This is a genomic window from Prevotella sp. 10(H) (assembly GCF_000711235.1).
Lineage (GTDB): Bacteria > Bacteroidota > Bacteroidia > Bacteroidales > Dysgonomonadaceae > Dysgonomonas.
Genome location: NZ_JOMI01000004.1, coordinates 277,242 through 299,251, shown reverse-complemented (window position 1 = coordinate 299,251; position 22,010 = coordinate 277,242). Strand labels below are relative to the sequence as shown.

Annotated in this window: 14 protein-coding genes; 5 read left to right on the top strand and 9 right to left on the bottom strand. The window is 38.0% G+C overall.

Going from position 1 to position 22,010, the window contains the following annotated elements:
• Positions 1-3: 3 nt before the first annotated feature.
• From K348_RS0110425 to K348_RS19030, 3 genes are read right to left on the bottom strand one after another with little or no spacing between them, the layout of a single operon-like run.
• The gene (locus K348_RS0110425; RefSeq protein ID WP_156032857.1) at positions 4-1,008 is read right to left on the bottom strand and encodes a hypothetical protein; all 1,005 of its coding nucleotides are present in this window, start codon (positions 1,006-1,008) and stop codon (positions 4-6) included.
• A gap of 16 nt (positions 1,009-1,024) precedes the next feature.
• Positions 1,025-2,767, bottom strand: coding sequence for a hypothetical protein (locus K348_RS0110420; protein WP_029904908.1), 1,743 nt, complete (start codon positions 2,765-2,767; stop codon positions 1,025-1,027).
• Between the two features lie 13 nt (positions 2,768-2,780).
• Complete coding sequence (locus K348_RS19030) at positions 2,781-3,470, bottom strand: DUF4280 domain-containing protein (protein ID WP_081852550.1); 690 nt, start codon at positions 3,468-3,470, stop codon at positions 2,781-2,783.
• Between the two features lie 822 nt (positions 3,471-4,292).
• Between K348_RS19030 and K348_RS0110405 the strand changes: the two genes are divergently transcribed.
• The 5 genes from K348_RS0110405 to xylE all read left to right on the top strand — a co-directional run bounded on the left by K348_RS0110405 (position 4,293) and on the right by xylE (position 10,993).
• The gene (locus K348_RS0110405) at positions 4,293-5,003 is read left to right on the top strand and encodes an NUDIX domain-containing protein (protein ID WP_029904905.1); all 711 of its coding nucleotides are present in this window, start codon (positions 4,293-4,295) and stop codon (positions 5,001-5,003) included.
• Positions 5,004-5,021: 18 nt separating this feature from the next.
• Positions 5,022-6,503, top strand: coding sequence for a xylulokinase (locus tag K348_RS0110400; protein WP_029904904.1), 1,482 nt, complete (start codon positions 5,022-5,024; stop codon positions 6,501-6,503).
• A gap of 9 nt (positions 6,504-6,512) precedes the next feature.
• A complete protein-coding gene (locus tag K348_RS0110395; RefSeq protein ID WP_029904903.1) occupies positions 6,513-7,934 on the top strand; it encodes a glycoside hydrolase family 30 beta sandwich domain-containing protein in 1,422 nt (473 codons plus the stop codon).
• Between the two features lie 69 nt (positions 7,935-8,003).
• Positions 8,004-9,332: a xylose isomerase gene (gene xylA / locus K348_RS0110390; RefSeq protein WP_029904902.1), complete on the top strand. Its 1,329-nt coding sequence runs from the start codon at positions 8,004-8,006 to the stop codon at positions 9,330-9,332.
• A gap of 101 nt (positions 9,333-9,433) precedes the next feature.
• The gene (gene xylE / locus K348_RS0110385) at positions 9,434-10,993 is read left to right on the top strand and encodes a D-xylose transporter XylE (protein WP_029904901.1); all 1,560 of its coding nucleotides are present in this window, start codon (positions 9,434-9,436) and stop codon (positions 10,991-10,993) included.
• 284 nt (positions 10,994-11,277) lie between these two features.
• Here the strand turns inward: xylE and K348_RS0110380 are convergent, their stop codons facing one another.
• The 6 genes from K348_RS0110380 to K348_RS0110355 all read right to left on the bottom strand — a co-directional run bounded on the left by K348_RS0110380 (position 11,278) and on the right by K348_RS0110355 (position 21,989).
• Complete coding sequence (locus K348_RS0110380) at positions 11,278-13,821, bottom strand: glycoside hydrolase family 3 protein (RefSeq protein WP_029904900.1); 2,544 nt, start codon at positions 13,819-13,821, stop codon at positions 11,278-11,280.
• 17 nt (positions 13,822-13,838) lie between these two features.
• Positions 13,839-15,263, bottom strand: a complete 1,425-nt coding sequence (locus K348_RS0110375; protein WP_029904899.1) for a glycoside hydrolase family 30 beta sandwich domain-containing protein — start codon at positions 15,261-15,263, stop codon at positions 13,839-13,841.
• A gap of 9 nt (positions 15,264-15,272) precedes the next feature.
• Positions 15,273-16,679 carry a glycoside hydrolase family 30 beta sandwich domain-containing protein gene (locus K348_RS0110370; protein WP_029904898.1) on the bottom strand — a complete coding sequence of 469 codons (1,407 nt, stop codon included), beginning with the start codon at positions 16,677-16,679 and terminating at the stop codon, positions 15,273-15,275.
• 31 nt (positions 16,680-16,710) lie between these two features.
• Positions 16,711-18,972, bottom strand: coding sequence for a GH92 family glycosyl hydrolase (locus tag K348_RS0110365; RefSeq protein ID WP_029904897.1), 2,262 nt, complete (start codon positions 18,970-18,972; stop codon positions 16,711-16,713).
• Between the two features lie 63 nt (positions 18,973-19,035).
• On the bottom strand, positions 19,036-19,974 hold the full coding sequence (locus tag K348_RS0110360) for a BT_3044 domain-containing protein (protein ID WP_051697769.1): 939 nt from the start codon (positions 19,972-19,974) through the stop codon (positions 19,036-19,038).
• A 26-nt stretch (positions 19,975-20,000) separates the two neighbouring features.
• Positions 20,001-21,989 (bottom strand): RagB/SusD family nutrient uptake outer membrane protein, encoded by a 1,989-nt coding sequence (locus K348_RS0110355; RefSeq protein ID WP_029904895.1) that lies wholly within the window; start codon positions 21,987-21,989, stop codon positions 20,001-20,003.
• Between the last annotated feature and the right edge of the window lie 21 nt (positions 21,990-22,010).

The following is a 22,010-nucleotide window of genomic DNA, read 5'->3' as shown; positions in this document are numbered from 1 at the left end:
TTATTAATCCTTATTAGCTTTTTTATTTGTGTTATTACAATCTTCGATTGTATTTAAGTCGCTTTCAAAAAATACCTGTTTCACCGAATCATGCAAAAAATAAATACTCCACTTTTCATCATCGGGAAAAAGGCCATACAAAGAAAAGTCTTGCCATCTGTCGAAATTATAGTCACCTGTCCGTATACATAAATCAATCCATGGATACTGGTAATCCCGTATTATTAACTCTTGTATAAATTTCCGACTTTTTTTTTCAAATACTTGTATACTCTCAAATTCCGCATATTTGTCATTGATGCTTTTTGTACTTGTCAATCTTATGAAAAAATACTCTAATTCGTGCTCTTCGGCAATCTTATTAAACCACTCACTTCTATCTTTATCTTCTTGTGAAAGCCATTTGCTTGTTCGTGGAACTGCTCCGTCTATCTCTGCCCTGGTAATTGATTGCTGCTTTTCGATCAAAGCGGCTTCTTCGTCTATATAATCCCATGTGTGTTCTCCGTCAAAATAGATAGGTGGTACGGGAATAACTTCATTTACAGATACGCTAATTAACGTATCTCTCACTTGATCATAATAATGCCAATGTCCCTGATATTCACCCGTAAGCAAATTTAGTCCACCTTCGCCGCTACCGTCATTAAAAGCATTTCCGTAAGAATAATGGGATTGTGCAATCAATCTTATTCTTTTAGCGAGGCTATCATAGGTGTATCCGTATGAAAAACCATATCTCATATCATTCTCATCCAATCCAAATCCTTGCTCCCATTCGGATAATGAACTCTTTGGAAAAGAATTTTCGTTGTTATAAACTTCAGGACCGATTATTCTTTTATACCCTTGGCTCGAAAGACAACAAACGACAGCCGAATTTTCAATATATATACTATCTGTTTTTGAGTCCCCATCCAAATCTTTCAGTATTAATGACATTTTACTTTGCGCATAAATGGTAGTCAAGCAAAATAAGAAGGATATGATAAGATATGCTTTTTTCATAATGAATTTTGAAGTTTTATTTTATTTCATCCCGTTTACTACAATTAGTCTTAATCTTAAAAAGATCGTTTCTTAACATATTGTAATTATTGGTTCTCTCCTTTAAATGATACGTTCCTCCATTAACTATTCGTGAAATTTTTTCGATCGTTTTTTTCCCTTTATATGGATTCTCCGGCGCGATTGTGTCCCCGTCATAATCGGCCGTTTCGGCAAGTTTGTATCCTTTTTTATATTCATTCCAAAACCATCCCGCGGAATCTATTGCATAAAATAGGTCGGAACCTAACAACTGAGACATATCATCTTCTTTACGACTTAGTATTTGTTCTACTGTTTTATCTTTTACAGAATCCGGTATCGGGTCTTTAGTTTTAATATATTTAAAATAATCTTCGTAAGTCGCCCTCCATGTTATTTGAATTACGCCTTTTCCTTTATAGCGAGGGCCATCTCCTATTTCCAAATTTTTACTGTCCTTAATTGTTTTAATTCGAGGGATTGCTCCCCTTATTTTTTTACCACTGTTTCCATTAAGAGCGTCCGTATAGGCTTCTTTAGTAGTATATTGCTTTGTAGCTTTTTCATCTAACTGTGGTTTCCATTTAGTTTCAAAAATAGCTTTGTATTTATTGACTGTTTCTTCTTGTTCTTTAGTAAGTTTAATATCAGATGTTATCTTAGCTGATATCTCATCTAATTGAGATTTTTTTTCATCCAAAGCCGTTTTTTGTAAGTCTGTCAATATTTTATCAATCTTTGGTTTCAAGGTGTCTATGTCGGATATATTATCTTCCAATTTCTTTTTCTCAGCTTCCCAGTTCGCTAATTCATAGTCTTTCCCTCCGGCAAATTCAGTGGCTGTGCTGAATCCCGTTTCAGCATAAGATTGTGCTAAGAAATGCGCTTTTCGATTACAGGTATTGATCTCATATTTCTCAAATACCGCATTCATTTCCTCCGCTAAACGTTCATAAGTTCTGTCTGATTTTTTTATCTTAGAATTATAACCTGCAAATAAACTAGATGTTTCTCCACCACTTAATTTATATATGATGTAACTTAATTCTCCGGCACCTATCTTTCTATCGCAATGGCATACATATAATTCAAACGGTTTTTCATATAAAAAGCATTTATTTCTATCACCTTTACCTTTATATACCACATTATCCAAATCCAAAACCTCTACTTTTATATATAGGGATGCTTTTTTGCTTGTTGAATTTGCTATTGCATCGATCCATTTCTTCTTATCTTCATCGCTTTTGGGGCTTAATGTAACTTCGAAAATTGTTTTGTCTTTGAAATCGTCTTTATTGTATACGGACTCGTCAGCATAATAATTTTCAACGTCTAATTCCTTTTCACTTAATTCCTCCTCACCATACAATAAAGTTACGGTAGCATCTATTTCCGACAACACTTTTTCGGATACTGAACAAAGCGAAATTTTTATCTTCTTATCAGCAATGTTTTTCGATTCAACCACAATATGAAAATTTGCTGAAACATTAGATCTATCTATTTTAGTGAAGGTATATTCATATTTTGATTTTTCTTCTGCGGGTTCTGTTGATTGTGTTTCTGTCTTTGTTTTAGACTTAGCCTTTTTTTTGATTAGGGGTTTCTTTTCTTTACTTGTCTGATAAGTAAAATAGGCATCCAAAACCTCCGGAATCATATTAGGGGTTTCGTTCTCTTTGGTGACATCACCGTCAGAATCCAATGTTGCTATAACAGTTGTTATATTTTCCATGTACTAAATATATTTATTCGTATTCTAATTTTACAGCATCTATATATGCTGTATTGTCTGATTCCACAGTGGCACTGAATTTCAATGTTTCTTTTTCGCCTTTGTATATACGTCCGTCCTTGTCGTTAAGCTCTATATTGATGATTTCCCCTTCACTCACCCCCTTTGTTTCTACACATAAAGTAATCTCTTTCCCACATGGTAATTCCGACAAAGTCCTTTGGTCGCCCTCTTCATCCACCCAAAAAATGCGTGTTATTTCCTTTTTCTTTTCTTGTTTTTTCTTTTCGCATTCCTCACAAAACGGAGTTGCATTTTGTGCCGCCCGTTTCAACGTTTCAATTTGTAGGCTATTAGGAATGGTAACTAATTTATTCGGTTTAATCTGTCCCGAATTTTGAAACTTTATACATCCGCCACAGGAACACATAATCATGGATGTTTTCAATAAGGGATTACCTCCGGGTATTTGCACGGAGGCCAAAAAACCTGTCCATGTCATTGTAGAGGGTACACAAGATGAACCATTTTTTGCGGCACAAGCACCAAAAGACGGAATATTATTTATCGGGGCTTTATCGGATGTGGTAGCTACCATATTCCCCTGTACGGAAAACAATGTATTGGCTGTAACTAATAGTTGGACGGGTGCAGCCCCATTGGTACAGGTCATTATGGCTCCCGTTGTTACATATTCGTTCATAATCTAAGAAATTAGAGGTTGGATTTTAGAAGTTAGTTTTTATTGTCTGTTATAAGGTGTTAATTATTCATAGCCCTTTATTAAAGAGGGTATTGTAGTTTAGTTTCAAATTAGGTAGTCATAAAGTTGTGTTAGAATCATACTAAATAAAAACAAATATAATAATATTTTATGGTTTAAGATTATTTAAATGGATATTTAAGTTATACTTTCTTAGAATTAGTGATTAACAGTCATTTTTGTATGATAAAATCAGGGTCGTTTTAGGTCTTTATGTGGGGCAAAAAAGACTCCCGAATTTATAACTGAATCGAGTCACAGTAAACAATATGTACCATCAACTTCGAGGACGTTCTTCAGGGTATGTTATTAATAAACTGATTGTATGCAATGAGTTTTTACAAAAAAAACTTATGGCTTGACGGTCCATCTTCTCAACACATAAATCAACTCTAAAATTGGGTTAGAGAACAGAATGCTCAACGAAACTCATTTTAATTCTGAGGTTTTGATGTGATAAACTTTTAAATTTTACTTTATGTCCTCTCCGTATCATATAAAATACTCGCCTACTTCTTGTAGAATTTAACATATATAGTTTTAGTATTTTATTTATTTGTATAATTTCTAGAAACCGTTTTATATAGCGGTTTTAGAGATTATTAAACTTATCTATTATAGTTTTATCTTATTGTATAATATATGAAATATAAAACATTGTAATACAATTATTTAACTAAAAATATATTGTTAAATGTATTGGGGGATTATTCTGAATATCTATATTTGTATCAAATACAATAAGTATTCAGAGTGCCAGCTATGAAAAACCAGTTTATCCATACCTATGTTTCAGTCGATTGTGTCGTATTCGGTTTTGATGATGAACAATTGAATATTCTTTTAGTCAGGAAAAATGAAGTTAATGCGAAAGATTTGAAATTACCAGGAAGCTTAATCTACAATGAAGAAGATGTTGACGATGCAGCCAATCGTGTCCTTTTTGAGTTGACAGGTATTAAGAAAATGTCTCTTCGGCAATTTCGGTGCTTTGCTTCTCCCGACAGGGCAAGCAAGCCTGAAGATGTGAAATGGCTAGACAAAGAGTATCAACCTAATATAAATCGCCTGATTACAGTCGCTTATTTATCGCTCTGTAAAATAGACCGGAAATTGAATAATGTTTCAAAATATAAACAGACAAAGTGGTGCCCTCTGAACGAAATGCCAAAGATGCCTTTCGACCATAATAAAATAGTAAAAAAGTCGCTGATCGAAATACGCCGATGGATAGAGTATGACCCTTCCATCGTTTTCGAACTCTTGCCTAATAAATTTACGATCAGTCAGCTACACCGCTTGTATGAAGCTATATATGATAAGCAAATTGATATACGCAATTTTCATAAAAAAGTTGCAGCCATGCCCTATGTAGTTCAGTTGGATGAAAAACAAAAAAATGTATCGCATCGGGCTGCCCGTTATTACAAATTTGATAAAAAAGCTAGAAATAAATTTAAAGCTAACATATAACACATAACTCTGAATATTATGTATTTACTTGGATACGATATAGGCAGCTCTTCTGTAAAGGCCTGCTTGGTAAACGCCGATAATGGAAAAATAGTTGCTTCAGACTTCTTTCCGAAAGAAGAAATGACTATCAAGGCTGTAAAATCAGGATGGGCTGAGCAAAATCCGGCCGATTGGTGGGCAAATCTCAAACTGGCGCATCAATCAGTAATGCAAAAGTCAGGAGTAAAATCCGATGATATTCAGGCAATCGGTATAACATGGCAAATGCATGGTCTGGTATTGGTTGACAAACATAAAAATATACTGCGTGACTCTATCATATGGTGCGATAGTCGTGCTGTCCCTTATGGAGAGAAAGCCTTTAAGTCTATTGGAGAAGAGAAATGTTTAAACCATTTGTTAAATTCTCCGGGGAATTTTACTGCATCTAAACTGGCATGGGTTAAGGAGAATGAGCCTCACATTTATGAAAAGATTGATAAATTGATGCTTCCGGGCGATTATATTGGTATGAAGCTGACAGGAGATATAGTTGTTACTATAGAAGGTATGTCGGAAGGCATGTTCTGGGATTTCAAAACGAATACTTTATCCGAAGATGTACTCAATTATTATGGAATACCGAAAAGCTTCTTTCCTGAAATAAAACCGATATTCGGTATCCAAGGGTATGTATCATCAGAGGCTGCTAAAGAATTAGGATTGAAAGAAGGTACCCCAGTTTCGTATCGTGCCGGAGACCAGCCAAATAATGCTTTATCTCTCAATGTATTTGAGCCGGGAGAAATAGCCTCCACAGCAGGAACATCGGGGGTAGTATACGGGGTATTAGACCAACTCAACTACGATAAATTATCCCGTGTAAATACGTTTGCACATGTTAATTATACTCCGGAACAAATCCGTTTAGGAGTTTTGCTGTGCATTAACGGCACGGGTATTCTCAATTCTTGGTTAAAGCGTAATCTGGCTTTGGAAGGATTATCCTATAATGATATGAATAATCTGGCTGCACAGTCGCCTATAGGTTCGAAAGGAATAAGTATCGTCCCATTCGGCAACGGAGCGGAACGGGTATTAGAAAACAAAGAAGTAAGCTGCTCTATTCACGGCATCAACTTCAATATACACGATAAAAAAGATATCCTGCGAGCTGCACAGGAAGGCATCGTCTTCTCCTACGAGTATGGAATGGAGATTATGCGTGAAATGGGAATGAATATCCGTACAGTGAAAGCCGGATACGCCAACATGTTTCTAAGTCCGGTATTTGCTCAAACATTGGCTAGTGTCAGCGATGTTACGATTGAACTGTATAATACAGACGGTGCGGCTGGTGCAGCAAAAGGAGCAGGAATCGGTATCGGATTATATTCGAGTCCACAGGAAGCTTTCGCATCACTTGAGAAATTAGGGGTAACTGAGCCAGAGAATAATAAGAAAGATAAATATAGAGAGGCATATGAAAAATGGAAGACCTTAGTCGTAAATAAATAACCTAATTCTATGAAAAAACAACTTTATTTAGCCGTAATTATTTTATTATCGGCCTCATGTTCACACTCGCCCCAAATGGTAAAGTGGGTGAGTACTACCCACACCTCCTGTTTTGTTGAGAATCCGTCTCTTACGATGGTAAAAGCAGATGGCGCTACTGAAGTAACAATTTTAACAGACCAGACATTACAAACAGTGGATGGTTTTGGAGGATGTCTCAATGAGCTGGGGTGGGTAACAATCTCTGCGTTAAATGATGCAGACAGGGATGCAGTAATAAAAGATCTGTTTAGTGAAGAAGGGATGAACTTCACATGGTGCCGCATGCCGATAGGGGCAAATGACTTCTCTCGTGACTGGTATTCGTACAATGAAACGGCAGGTGACTTCGAAATGAAAAATTTCTCCATAGCAAATGATAAGGAAACACTAATTCCTTATATCAAAGCTGCACAGAAAGTAAACCCGAATCTCAGAGTGTGGGCATCACCATGGTGTCCGCCAACATGGATGAAATATACGAAACATTACGCATGCAAACCAAGTCCGGATGTAAACGACCTGAAAGGAAGCCCCACAACAGATACAGAAGGTACAAATTTATTTATTCAGGAGCCGGAATATTTCAAAGCTTATACATTGTATTTCAAAAAATTCTTGGAGGCATATAAAGAAGAAGGTATCAATATTGAAATGGTTGCACCACAGAATGAGTTCAATTCATGCCAGATATTTCCTTCATGTACATGGACTGCTGACGCATTAAGTACATTTATTGGAGATTATCTGGGGCCTCAGATGAAAGAGATTGGTGTGCGTGTAATGTTCGGAACAATGGAACGGCCTAATCATCTGTTGGTCGATACCATTATGAATAATAAGAGCGGGGAGTATATCTCGGAAATTGGTTTCCAATGGGCAGGAAAAGAGGCTATTTCCAAGATACATGAAACATATCCGGATATGAAACTGATGCAGACCGAAAGCGAATGCGGTAACGGGCAAAACTCATGGGAATATTGCTTTTATACATGGAATCTGATGAAACATTACTTTAATAATGGTATATCTGCCTATATGTATTGGAATATATCATTGGACAAAGATCCGGCAAACAGTCGTTGGAAATGGGCACAAAACTCATTGATATCAGTCGATCAGGTTAACAAGACTTATAAGTATAACCCCGAATATTACCTCATGAAACAATTCAGCCATTTCGTAAAACCGGGGGCTAAAAGGTTGAAAACCGAAGGTGCGTATGAGAATTTGCTGGCTTTTGTTAATCCTGATAATTCAACAATAGTAATTGTGGCAAATGAGAATGATAAGCTGAAAACGTTGAATGTGAAAATCGGAGAACAAATGTTTTCTGTGGATATGAAACCTAAGTCACTTAATACGTTCCATGTGCCAACGGCAAAAAGCTAACAGGCAGTCAATACAACTTGATATAAATTTTAAAGGTTATATTAATCATTATAAATAAGAGTTATAATTATGGAAATTTTAAAAGGTACAAAAGAATTTTTCCCGGGTATCGGAAAAATCAAATTTGAAGGTAAAGAAAGTAAAAATCCAATGGCTTACCGTTTCTATGACGAGAACAAAGTGGTAATGGGTAAGACTATGAAAGACTGGATGCGTTTCGCTATGGCTTATTGGCATACATTGTGTGCAAATGGCGGTGACCCATTTGGTGGTCCGACAATTCATCATCCATGGAATATCGGCAACGATGCTATCACCCGGGCAAAATACAAAATGGATGCAGCATTCGAATTCATGACTAAAATGGGAATTCCATTCTATTGCTTCCATGATGTAGATCTGGTAGATTCGGGCAGCAACTGGGCTGAATATGAAAAGAACTTGCAAACTATCGTAGAATATGCAAAAGAAAAACAGGCAGCTTCCGGTATAAAATTACTTTGGGGCACAGCTAACGTATTCGGACACGAGCGTTATATGAATGGAGCTTCTACAAACCCTGATTTTGATGTAGTAGCCTGTGCCGGTACTCAGGTAAAAAATGCTATCGATGCAACTATTGCCCTTGGAGGTGCAAATTACGTATTCTGGGGCGGCCGCGAAGGTTATATGAGCTTACTTAATACAGATATGAAACGTGAGAAAGACCACTTAGCCCAATTCCTTTCCATGTCTCGCGATTATGCCCGCAAGCAAGGATTTACAGGCACGTTCCTTATAGAGCCTAAGCCTATGGAACCGACCAAGCATCAATATGACTATGATACTGAAACGGTAATAGGATTCCTGAAAAATTATGGTCTTGAAAAGGACTTTAAGGTAAATATAGAGGTAAATCATGCTACACTTGCCGGCCATACATTCGAACATGAATTGCAGGCTGCTGTCGACGCAGGATTATTGGGCAGTATCGATGCTAACCGCGGCGATTATCAAAACGGATGGGATACAGACCAGTTCCCTATTGACCTGTACAACCTTGCGCAGGCATGGTTAGTGATGCTTCCTGCCGGAGGGGTAGGAAACGGAGGTGTTAACTTCGATGCTAAGATTCGCCGTAACTCTACAGATAGGGATGATTTATTCATTGCTCATATCTCCGGTATGGACGTATTTGCACGTGGTCTCTTAATTGCTGCAGATATTCTTGAAAATTCGGATTACAAGAAAATGCGTCAGACCCGTTATGCCTCATTCGATAGTGGTGACGGCAAAGCATTCGAAGATGGGAAACTCACACTTGAAGACCTGCGCACTATAGCTCATAAAGTAGGAGAACCTCAACAAATAAGCGGTAAACAAGAGCTTTATGAAGCTATTGTAAATATGTATATTTAAAACCCAGTTACAAGTTACTTCGCCTTTTCGGGCTGTTACGAGTTACAAGCTATTAACCTGTAACTCGTAACCTGTAACTCGTAACCTGTAACTAAGAAACCATGAATAACGAAGTAAGTAAATCTTATACACTAAAATTAACCCTGATAGCTACTCTCGGAGGATTATTGTTCGGATATGATACGGCTGTTATATCCGGAACAGTAGAATCCCTGCGGCATTTCTTTATAGAGCCGATGGGCTTATCGCTGAATGAAGCCAATGCTATGGAGGGTTTTGTAATAAGCAGTGCATTGATAGGCTGTATATTCGGTGCTGCAATGGCAGGCTGGATAAGCCAGACTTTTGGACGTAAAAAAGCATTGTTTGCAGCTGCCATTCTATTCTTATTAGCTGCGGTAGGTTCTGCTTGGCCCGAAATCGGGTTTCGCATGCCGTCGGCCGGAGATCATTCTTTTGTCTATCACTTTGTGTTTTATCGAATAATCGGTGGTATAGGGGTTGGAATAGCCTCTATGGTTTCCCCTATGTATATTGCTGAAATAGCTCCTCCAGCCAAGCGCGGAAGCCTTGTCGGGTTAAACCAGTTTGCCATTATATTCGGTATGCTCGTTGTATACTTTGTGAATTATTTTATTGCAAAGCAAGGAGATACAGAGTGGTTGCATGCAACAGGCTGGAGATGGATGTTTGCCTCATTGGCCATTCCGTCAGTAATATTTTTCCTTCTATTATTCATCGCTCCTGAAACTCCAAGATGGCTTGTGATGAAAGGCCGTGTTGCTCAGGCAGAAGGAATTCTAACAAAATTAGTAGGTAAATCGATGGCCCAGCAAGAGATAGTAGAAATACAGCAAAGTTTCGATAAAGAAGAAAAGGTATCGTTGAAACCATATTATCGTTTTATGATGACGTGGTTGATACTGTTTGTTGTAGGAATAATTTCACTTTCATTAGCCGGGGTCTCCAGTGCTTTGGAAATATCAATGATTGCCAGCTTTATTATAGCATTATATGTGCCTATAAAATCTTACGGCTTCCTGATTATAATTACAGGAGTATTGCTATCAGCATTCCAACAGTTTGTCGGTATCAATGTCGTTCTTTACTATGCCCCTGAAATATTTAAGAGTATGGGTTCGGGAACGGATTCCGCATTATTGCAGACCATAATCGTAGGTATTATCAACTTATCGTTTACCGTTTTGGCAATTATGACAGTAGATAAGTTTGGCCGCAAACCATTACTTATTACAGGAGCTTTAGTGATGGCTGTATCTATGCTGGGACTGGGTACTTCTTTTTCCCAGGGTTTACCCGGAGGTTTGAAGCTTGTATTCATGCTAACCTATACAGCTGGTTTTGCCATGTCATGGGGGCCTGTTTGCTGGGTGATGTTGTCAGAGATATTCCCCAATTCGGTACGCTCCAGTGTAATGTCTATCGCTGTCGCTGCACAATGGGTATCAAACTTCCTCATTTCGTGGACATTTCCTATTATGGATAAAAACGAAACGCTTGTCAGCGCCTTTAATCATGGCTTCTCTTATTGGGTATATGGTGCATTAGCGATACTTGCAGCTTTATTTGTATGGAAACGCCTACCTGAAACTAAAGGCAAAACATTGGAAGATATGGAAAAACTCTGGAAAAAGAATTGAAATTTTGATTCCATAATATTTTTATAAAAAATCCGGATTTATTTTATTCAAAATAATATCCGGATTCTTTGTTTTACGATTTTTCTTTATCCTTTCGTATTATAAAGGGAAAATATTGAGTATAGCGTAGATAATATGATTCATACATGAGAATATATCTGATAGGCTAGAGGGTAAAATGAGAAAACTGTTATGTTCAATCTTATTATGAAATAAAAAAAGAGTCTTATAATTATAAGACTCTTTCTGTTTATTTGTCACGGTTAATACTGCCGTGACCTTATTTACAATCTTATGGCTTCTTTGAGATTTATCTTTTGAGAAGAAGATCCTACCTGAATCAGGTATTCCCCGTTTGGAGTCACAAAAGATTCTGTTTTATTGTCCCAATAACGTAATTCTTTCTTAGGAACCGTAATGGTAACGTTTTCCGTCTTTCCTTTCTTTATGGATATTCTTTTAAAACCTTTCAGTTGTTTTAGCGGCATATATGTTCCTGTTTCCGGATATTGCACATATAGTTGGGCAACTTCATCTCCGTCATATTTGCCTGTATTTGCTATTTTGAAGTTAACTTGGATATTCTGATTATCCTGTGTAACCTTCATGTTGCTATATTTGAACTGAGTATAGCTTAGCCCGTAACCAAATTCATACAATGGTTTTCCTGTAAAATATTGATAAGTACGGCCATTTTTTACATTGTAATCATCGAACGGAGCGAGTTCGTCCAGTGAATTATAGAATGTCAGAGGCAATCGTCCGGCAGGATTATAGTCGCCAAACAGGACTTCCGCTACAGCATTGCCTCCCTGTTCTCCCGGATACCATGCATCTATTATTGCCGGTATATTACTATCTATCCAATTAATCGCCATTGAGCTTCCGGCAACTAATACAACAACTGTTTTTGGATTCACTTTATAAATCTCTTTTATGAACTCTTGCTGATCTATCGGCAGCTCCAGCGTATATCTGTCCTGACCTTCCCGCTCAAGCGATTTATTTATTCCAAGTACAGCAATTGTCAGATCGCATTCTTTAGCTGCTTTTCCTGCATCGCCAAACAAATCCAGACGTGCACGACTGTCAATATTCGGAGCTTTCCAGTATAAACGGGCTAGGGACTGACCTCCACCATCGAAGTAATCTACCTGAAGCTTATACTTTTTACCCGCTTCGAGATTAACAATCACTTTGTCCGCTTGGGCACTACGTTCTACCCATGAATCTATGAGCTTCTTTCCGTCTAAATAGAGGCGGCAACCATCGTCAGTTTCCAGACTGAGAGTATATTCGCCCGATACGGTCGGTTGCAGATCACCTGTCCATCTTATTGATGTGGGGGCTTTAGGCAAGAATGGATCAGGCGGTCTGTTTTCAGGATTATAATCAATATTTTCATCTGTCCTTACTGCCGGCGTACCATTGAAATCTTTATTTGAGTAATATTCTCCCTTCAATCCGTTCGGGAAAAAACTTTTCGATATAAGTTCGTATCCCGATACACTCGATACCCAAGGTGCATGTACGATTTTTACTTTATTCCCCACTCTTGCCTGAATACCTTCGAGAATAGAAACAGGAGCATTTTTAGGCTCCCCGCTGTAATCACCAAACTCGTAATTTGCAGCATTAATACCTACAACGGCTATCGATTTTACTTTGTTCGGATTTATAGGTAAGAAGCTCTTTTCATTTTTAAGCAAAACGATACTCTGGCGCGCTGTTTCCAATGCTAATTCCTGATGTTCTTTGCATCCGACCTTCGAAGGGTCTATATTATTATAGGGATTTTTTGCAGGATCATCAAACAAGCCCAGCAGCATACGTCCACGAAGCACATGATAGGCGGCCGAATCGATATCCGCATCGCTTACCATATATTGTTTGTACGCATTCTTCAATCCATTCTTATATACATTATCTCCACATTCTATATCCAGTCCGGCTTTTATTGCCAGTGTTGCCGCTGCCTCATGAGTCTTCACATACTTATGTTGCGTAATCATCCAATCGGGAGCGCTACAGTCTGACACGACATATCCTTTGAAGCCCCAATCTCCGCGCAGTACTTTCTTTATCAGATAAGTATTTACCGTGCATGGTACGCCATTAACTGCATTGTATGCTGTCATGATAGATTGTGCTTTCCCGTCTACAATACATTTCTCGAAAGCCGGAAGATAATATTCGCGCAGATCGCGTTCGCTGATTATTGCGTTACAACTCGCCCTGTTATGTTCTTCATTATTAGCTGCAAAATGCTTCGGTGTAGATACGGTTTTCAGATAACGGGGATGATCTCCCTGTAGACCTTTTACAAAAGCCAATCCCAGTTCACCTGTCAGAAATGGGTCTTCACCATATGTTTCGGGAGTGCGTCCCCAACGTGGGTCACGTGCCATATTTATTGTCGGAGACCAAAAAGTTAAGAGGTCGCTGGATGTATTGTTTTGCTTTTTACCCAACTCCAGTTCATTCCATCTGGCTCTTGCTTCATCCGATATAGCAGTAGAAACTTTAAGCATTAATTCGGTGTTCCATGTACTGGCTAAACCAATTGCCTGTGGGAATACAGTAAATTTACCGGGGCGGACGATTCCATGTAAGGCTTCATTTCCGTGATAATATTTATCGATGCCAAGCCGTGGAACTCCGTTGGAATTGGCAATAAGCAAATCTATTTTTTCATCAGGAGTCAATTGCGACAGCAAGTCCAGAATCCGGTCATGCATAGGGGCATTCATATCCTTATATACTTTTTGTGCTATGCTCGTTAATGAAAATACCAAAAAGAGTCCTACAAATAAAATTGATTTCTTCATCTTTTTTAATCTTATTATTAATTTATGGATAATGCAAACGTATTGAATGATTTAGCTTTAAGGTTTATATTTATAGCTTTATCTTTCACGCTTACCGCTATTTTTTTATCTGTATCATCTCTGTTCACAGCAATAATTATGATTTTACCGTCCGGATTCAAAAAGGCCAGATGATCATTCCCCTCGCTTGCTTCCAGACGATATGCTCCCGGCATAACATAATGGGAAACATGTTTCATTATGTAATATTCCGGATTATAAGTTACTTCTTTAGTTTCTTTGTTTACAGAAATGAGAGTATTTTGCTTCCAGCCCCATGTACTTACTCCTGTATGGTCGAGTACCATGTTCCAATAAGCATAAGTGTTGGCTCCGTTGCGGAGATAATGACTTATCAGCCCCCATGTATATTCTGCCGAGCCCCAATTGTTTTCTCCGTTTCCACACTCAGATTCGGTCTGCATAAGTTTTAAATGAGGGTATTCTTTGTGTATAGTTGGAATTGCATATTTACCATCCCATTGAAAGCCTACTCCTTTTATATATTTGGCTGCCTTCTCATCTTTGAGTGCAGCACGTGTATAGTCAGGATTATTTCTGTTTATAGTTCCAAAATATATATCCGCATCTACTTTCTCTTGCTCGAACTTTGGTCCCAGAAACTCACCGATAAAATATGCTATATCTTCGGGTCGCCATGTACAACTCGGGAACTTATGATTGGAACAAGGTTCGTTCTGTACATGTACCGCCTCTACTTTGATTCCTTCTTTTGCATATGCCTGAATATATTTTACAAAGTAAAGAGCATAAGCTTCTAAATAACCTTTTTGCATTTTAAATCCTGTAGTAGGTAGTTCCAGTATTCTTTCACGCGGAAGGCCGTTGAGGTCTTTCTCATTTTCATATATGTTGGAGGCATAGTGGTTATTTGTTTTCATCCATGCAGGAGGAGACCATGGCGATCCCCAGATACGGAAGTTCGGATTAGCTTTTTGAGCAGTTCTTATAAATGGAATCAAAATATACCGGTCACGGTTTATATTGAAATTGATCATTTTCAGATCATCTGCAACATCGTTAAATGAATAAAAATTTAGCCCGTAATCGCTCGCGCCCATAGGCATACGGTTATAATTGAAATTTGCTCCTTTGGGGCTAAACAGATCATCTGTAATTTTGTTCCTTTCCGTTTCGTCGAGAGCCATCAATGCATCCCAGCCCATTTCATTGAAGCATCCCCCGAATCCTTCGAAAAGCTGAGCTTTATCATCACTTATTTCAATATCATATTTTACATCCGACCTTTTGTTTTCTATTTTTACTTTCTTTTCCTGTTGCCAGCGGCTTTCATTTGTAGATGAAAACCATTCTATTTGCTGGGCATGGGTCGAAAGAACATACATCATACAAGTTATAAATACGGCATATCTAGTTTTCATAAATCAATATTATTTTAGAGATATAGAGAATGTATTGAAAGATTTTGCTTTTACATCAGCTTCTATTATTTTATTTTTCACACCTATCTTGATTCCTTTATTGCTGTCTTCCTTATTAACTACAATGAGAATAATTGTATTATCAGGATTTACAAAGGCTAGGTGGTTATCATTTTCGTTGGTTTGCAACCGGTAAGCTCCGGGTTTAACGTAGTGGGAAACATGTTTCATTATATAATATTCCGGATTATATACAACTTCTTTAGTTTCTTTATTTATTGATATAAGAGAATTCTGTTTCCATCCCCATGTACTTTTTCCTGTATGGTCTAGAACCATATTCCAATAAGAATAATAATTAACTCCATTCCCTAAATAACGATTCAATAAGCTCCATGTATATTCTGCAGAATTCCAATTATTCGCTCCATCGCCGCACTCCGATTCGGTTTGCATAAGCTTCAGAGACGGATATTTGCTATGTACTTCACCTACTATGTCCTTTCCTTCCCATTGTAATCCTATTCCCCTGATATATTTTGAGGCTTCTGCATTTTCCACAACAGTAGCCAGATCCTCCATTTTATTACAATTGAAAGTGCCAAACCATAATTCTACATCCTTATGTTTTTTTTCAAATACAGGCCCTAAATGTTTCCCGATAAAGTTTGCCATAGCATTTGGAGTCCAACTGCAGTTTGGCCATTGGTGTTTCGTATATGGTTCGTTTTGGAACTGTAAAATGGAAATATCAATACCATTTTCCTTATATGAATCGATATATTTGGATAAGTACAGGGCGTAGGCATCTAAGTATTTTGGCTCCTGAATAAAATGATCCCCTTCCACTTCGTTTTCTTTTGTAAAATCATTGTGATCTCCGGCAGCCGTCGCGTAATGTCTGGTGGTTTTCATCCATACAGGCGGGCTCCACGGTGATGCCCATAGCTTCATCTGCGGATTAATGGCTTGTGCAGCTTTTATATAGGGTATTAATCCTGTTTTATCGCGATCTATATTGAAATTCTTCATTTCAAAGTCATCTGCCGTTTCATTATAGCTATACCAGTCGCGAGCAAAATCATTTGCTCCTATAGGAGTGCGGTTATAGGTTAAGTTTACTCCGTCAGGACTCAATAAATCTTTAAGGATTTTATCCCTTTCCTGTTCGGTGAGTGACATTAAAGCATCCCAGCCCAGTTCATTAAAGCAACCTCCGAATCCGTCAATAAGCTGCGCTTTCTGATCACTTATCTGAATATCTAATTCAACATTCGGTTGTTTATCTTTAATTATAATCTTTTCTTCTTTTTGCCAACGATTTTCATCTGTAGATGAAATCCATTCTACTTTTGGCGAATCGTTACACGATAAATGAATTAGAAAAATGGCACAAAAAATAATTTTTAGTCTCATGATGTTCTTATTACATATTATTTTGGTTAAATCAAAAAGGCATCGGATTTGCAGACGGTGGTACATCTGCCGGGTCACTGCCCCAATCTTTATTACATTCATTTCCCATTACTAATTCCAGTTTTCCTCCATCGGCTATATCCTCATGTTTTATCCATGGTTTGTTCCATACTTTACCATTTAATTTTGCCGATTGGATGTATTTATTGTCGGCAGAGCAATTACGGGCTATTACTTCGAATGTTTTGCCGTTGCTAAGCTGAATAGTTATGTGTGGAAAAAACGGACTTCCAATATTATAAGTAGGTGAACCGGGAGTGACTGGATATATACCTAATTGAGAAAAAACAACAAAACCAGACAATCCGCCTCCATCTTCATCTCCCGGAACCCCCATTAAATCATTTCTAAACCATTGTCTTATAAGATGACGTATCCGTTTTTGAGTCATCCATGGTTTACCAGCATAATTATATAAATATGGTATATGTAAAGAAGGCTCATTACCCATCGAGAATTGACCGACATTACCGGTATGATCGGGTAACTGAGCGTAAAATTCGAATTTGCTTCTTCCTAACCATTCATTAAACATATCGTCAAGATTTTGGGAAAACTTTTCCGCTCCTCCCATTAATTCTACCAGATCCGCTATATTATGCTGAACATCCCAACGGTACACCCATCCGTTATTCTCGTCATAATATTCGCGAGCACCCAATCCTCCGGAAAAACGATAATCGAAAGGATGAATGAAATTTCCGTTTTTATCTTTGGGATGGAAAAAACCGGTCTCCGGATTGAATACATTACGATAGTTATATGAGCACTTTAAATAGTAATCGGCTTCTTCTTTCTTTCCTAAAAAGGAGGCCATCTGAGACAAGCACCATTGATCATAAGCTGTACCAAGAGTAACAGGAATAGCTTGTCGTTTTTCAAAGCCGTCTACTTCCGGAACAGTTTCTTTTTCTCCTTGCGCTAAGGCAGGAATATATCCTTTTTCTTTATAAAATTTATCGAGCCACCCGGCTGGCTTTGACGACCATGGCGCTAGTGTTTTTTCCTCTATAGATTTTCTTCCGTAATCATATCCTTTAGCCAGATCAAAGCCTCGTAATCCTTTTACCCAAGCATCTGCTATTGTAGCGATAGCATGGTTACAATTCATTCTTCGGGAATCTCTGTTCACTTCGGGAAATGTCGGCAGCCAATTGTTCGGTGATTGTTCAGCCATGCGTAGGAAAGATTGGATTATATCAACTTCAACCTGCGAATCGATCAATACCCTCAATGGATGAGTGGCTCTGTATGTATCCCATAGCCAGTCATCGGTATAAAATGCCTGTCCTTCGTCATCGTGCACTTTTCCGTCGGAAGCACTGAAATAACGGCCGTCTTCACTGATATTTATCGGCCGTTCATAACATCTGTATAATGAGGTGTAAAAAACAACCTTATCATTATATTCTCCTCCTTCTATTTTTATTTTGCCTAAAGCTTCGTTCCATATCTGTTTCCCTTTGTCAATAACTTTCTCTATCTTGAAATCAGGAATCTCGCGACGCAGGTTTTTTTCTGCCTGTTCGGTGCTTATGAATGAAACGCCATATCTTACATTCAGTGTACCTGCTTTATCTCCAAAGTATAATACCGCACAGGCATTGTCTCCCTGTGATAATGAGCGTGAAGTATCTATTTTATTATCTGATAATATTCCTTTTTTCAGAGGCTTTGCATCTACTTCCATGTAAATATAGACACGTGTATTATTCCACAGATTCTGATAGCCTTTGATCGTATTTCCCGATATTTCTATGTCTCCGTTTCCGGAGTTAAGTATAAGATAGGCCGGTTCATCATCTTTATATTTTATCCGGTAAATTGCAGATTGATGTGATGGCGCAAAATCAATTTTTATTTTCTGATCGTCGAGGTCGACTTTATAATAATAGGGTAAAATTTTCTCATTATCATAATTAAAAGAAATGGAAGGACGCAGTCCATCTTCATTTCCCTGATATGGCGACAGATTAAAACAAGACCATCCTCTATGGCTTGCTACAATCAGAGGAAGACCATTTATTCGGTCCGAAGTGAAATCCCCCCGCTGAGGATATACTCTCAACATACTATTGGGTAAATGCACGGTAGGATAAGTGGGTACAAGCAGATGGCTTATGTTGCCCACATAAGGATTTACATAACTGACATAATCTTTGTTTTGAGTATATCCGTATGAGGAATTATATACAAATAAAATAAGAATGTAAACAAAAATTGATTTTTTCATGATTGAACAATAATTTTTAAAATATCTATGGCTTTGCGACTACAAAGCCATAGATAAAAACTTTCACACTGTCAATGCTTCTTTCTGCCTAGTGCACCTTTCTGTCATAATTATCCACTTATTATCCCAATAATATTTATATGAAAAATAAAATACCTGCATTCCCGATTCCTCAGCATATCTGTTATCCTCAGGCTCACCAATCATTTCAAGAGGAAGAGATCCCGCCGACTTTAAAGTGATTGTATTATCATCATTTATTGTCACAATGATAGCCATCTGATCGATCTCCTGTAACGTTGGTGCTTTATCTTTAAATGCTCTTATGCCTGCCAACATACGTACTTTATTTTTCGAGATAGGATAAAATACCTTATCGCTACTGGTAGGAACCCCAATTGCAGGAGTGTCATTGCCAAGGTCATCCCTTTGGGTACCTCTCATTTTATAATATGTTGTCGTTTTTTGCTCGGCATAATCGTTTTTGATGAGCACACGAAAGAGGACTTTATCCTTATCAGGATTGACTTCAAAATCTGAAACACTTTTTATCCGTAAAGGAATCATATAAATAGAGTCTGGCGATAGGCCGTCGGGTGTCACTTTGACTTCAATAACGCTATGAGTATTTTGCGCTCCGGCCTTGAGCGTTGTAGACATTGTAGGAATGCTGTAACGCCAATCCGGCAATTTTCTTGCAAAGCGAAGAGTTGCTGTATCATATTGCAATCGGTTATATTCAGCCAGTAATTCCGTTTCAGGTTCAATTTCTACAAATACATCTCTATCTATGCGATTAGTTCCCCCGCAGTTTATCGAAACGTAACCACTCGATTCTTCGTAATTCAGATCATATTCAACTTCAAAAACTTTATCATTGTTGCTGAGTATACAGATCACTTTTTTATAAAGTTCTTCTTTAAACGCCTCATTCTCATCACAGGCAATGAATATGAAGAAAATAGCCGATATGAGTAACAATTTTTTTATTATAGTATTCATTATATATCGTTTTAATTGTTTATACTTTAATCTCCATAGCCTTGATTTTGATCCAGCTTAGGAACCTTTCGTATTTCATTCCGATTTATTGGCAGGAATAGCATTTTTTTATCGACAACCCGATTACGATAATCGGCATATTGACTCATAACAGTACGTGTATAGAATCCTTCATCCCTTTTAGCTTCGGCGTTCATCCCTGATATAGGTTTACTATCCTCTTCTTCATATATTCCCCAACGACGCAAATCGTAGAAACGGCGGCCTTCACATAAAAGCTCAATAAATCTTTCATTTACGATCTGGTTAAACATTTCAGGGACCGACTCTAATTGGCTGTTGGTCAATCCCGGCAAACCTGCGCGGAAACGAACCTGATTAAATGCTTTAGCCATCTCATCTTTATCTCTACTAACTGTATAAGTTTCACCACTGCTCATTTCCACAGTATGTGTGGTTGTCAGATTATTCAGGGCTTCCGCATAAGAAAGCAGTATTTCGGCATATCGTATAATAGGAAAAGCTTTATCCATTCTTTGATTACCATCACCAGTCCATGCATCATCCGGATGTACATATTTTTTCAATACATAACCTGTAGGCGTGTAGTTATTTGGGTCTGCATTAGTACCGTTTTTACCTCCTCTTGCATCGACATAATATGTTACAGTTTGATTTTTTACACTGTTATCGGATGTGGATGTGGCGGGCCAGAAGCATTCACTAAATCCAACACAGGCATAAAAACGCATCTCCCTGTTTTCATACATTTTGAATACATTATTATTAAGTTCATATCCGGAGAAAGATTTTCTTTCATTTGTAAAACCTTCTTCAGAGTATTCTCCTACCGCTTCGGCTTCCTGTATGGTTTTACCGTCTACCATACGATATGCATCGACGACTTTCTGGGTTAACCCCATTCCATTATATCCGCCCATGTATACAGGAAAAGATTGCCTTGTAAAATCTCTCACCTGTCCAGACATTCGCGACCAGATAAGTTCAGGATTCCTTTGAGGAAAAGATTCTCCGTTAAATAATTGTGAATAAGATTTGTACGGATCGATTTCTCCTGCCCCGTCCGGAAACTTAGCGCTAGGAACATTTGCCGGAAGCTTAGGTGTATTCTCGTCGCTGTCTACGGTATGTAATTTGTATAGTGTCATATCCATAACACGTTTTGCAGCAGCAGCAGCTAAAGCCCATTTCCTTTCATCATAATTCATAGAAACATAGTATTCTCCATCTTCGGAACGCTTCCAGTTACCAAAATATTTTCTGGCCATATCGCCCCCATTAAATGCCGGACTGGCAGCCTGTAAACGCACACGTGCTATAAGAGCATAGGCAGCTCCCTGTGTAGGTCGCCCATAAAGGCTCATTGGAACTTCTTTCTGGAGATATTGTGCTGCATTTTCAAATTCATTGCATATATAATCAACGGTTTCGTCGAAAGTATTACGGCCTCTGTTGTATGCTTCCGGCTCCTCATTTGTTGGAAATACTTCGTCACCGACAATTATAACCGGTCCGTAGGCCATAAATAACTGATAATATGCATATGCACGTATAAAATGTGTGTATGCTAATATTTCGCGTCTATCTAAGGCGGTCAGGTCTTTACATTCATCCATACGGGCAAGTATAAGGTTGGCTTTACGTATTTTTTTATACATATCGCCCCATACACCCATGCTTTTTGTATCATCGGCCGTTACCTTTCCAAGAGTAAATGCTTTTCCTCTGAATATATCATCAGTCATGAGTGTAAATATTTCATCGGTCGCAGTTACTCCCGGGGTTCGCTCATACCCAAAAATCTCACCTTCATCCGGGAATGATTCGGCTATTCCCCACATATACCGCTGTAGGTTTCGCTTACTTTGAAAAATAGAATCGAACTTCATCTGATCATCAAAGTAGTTGTCAACATCCAGATAACTCTCGCAAGAGCTAAAGATTGCTGCAGATGATATGATTATTGCTATTATTGATCTTATCAAAATTTTCATAATTGTAGATATTTTATGTCT

What these genes read in the sequence shown, in the direction of transcription:
- K348_RS0110355 (WP_029904895.1), bottom strand. Translation starts at nt 21,989, where the DNA reads ATGAAAATTTTGATAAGATCAATAATAGCAATAATCATATCATCTGCA.
- K348_RS0110405 (WP_029904905.1), top strand. Translation starts at nt 4,293, where the DNA reads ATGAAAAACCAGTTTATCCATACCTATGTTTCAGTCGATTGTGTCGTA.
- K348_RS0110365 (WP_029904897.1), bottom strand. Translation starts at nt 18,972, where the DNA reads ATGAAAAAATCAATTTTTGTTTACATTCTTATTTTATTTGTATATAAT.
- xylE (WP_029904901.1), top strand. Translation starts at nt 9,434, where the DNA reads ATGAATAACGAAGTAAGTAAATCTTATACACTAAAATTAACCCTGATA.
- K348_RS0110425 (WP_156032857.1), bottom strand. Translation starts at nt 1,008, where the DNA reads ATGAAAAAAGCATATCTTATCATATCCTTCTTATTTTGCTTGACTACC.
- K348_RS0110395 (WP_029904903.1), top strand. Translation starts at nt 6,513, where the DNA reads ATGAAAAAACAACTTTATTTAGCCGTAATTATTTTATTATCGGCCTCA.
- K348_RS0110360 (WP_051697769.1), bottom strand. Translation starts at nt 19,974, where the DNA reads ATGAATACTATAATAAAAAAATTGTTACTCATATCGGCTATTTTCTTC.
- K348_RS0110420 (WP_029904908.1), bottom strand. Translation starts at nt 2,767, where the DNA reads ATGGAAAATATAACAACTGTTATAGCAACATTGGATTCTGACGGTGAT.
- K348_RS0110375 (WP_029904899.1), bottom strand. Translation starts at nt 15,263, where the DNA reads ATGAAAACTAGATATGCCGTATTTATAACTTGTATGATGTATGTTCTT.
- K348_RS0110370 (WP_029904898.1), bottom strand. Translation starts at nt 16,679, where the DNA reads ATGAGACTAAAAATTATTTTTTGTGCCATTTTTCTAATTCATTTATCG.
- xylA (WP_029904902.1), top strand. Translation starts at nt 8,004, where the DNA reads ATGGAAATTTTAAAAGGTACAAAAGAATTTTTCCCGGGTATCGGAAAA.
- K348_RS19030 (WP_081852550.1), bottom strand. Translation starts at nt 3,470, where the DNA reads ATGAACGAATATGTAACAACGGGAGCCATAATGACCTGTACCAATGGG.
- K348_RS0110400 (WP_029904904.1), top strand. Translation starts at nt 5,022, where the DNA reads ATGTATTTACTTGGATACGATATAGGCAGCTCTTCTGTAAAGGCCTGC.
- K348_RS0110380 (WP_029904900.1), bottom strand. Translation starts at nt 13,821, where the DNA reads ATGAAGAAATCAATTTTATTTGTAGGACTCTTTTTGGTATTTTCATTA.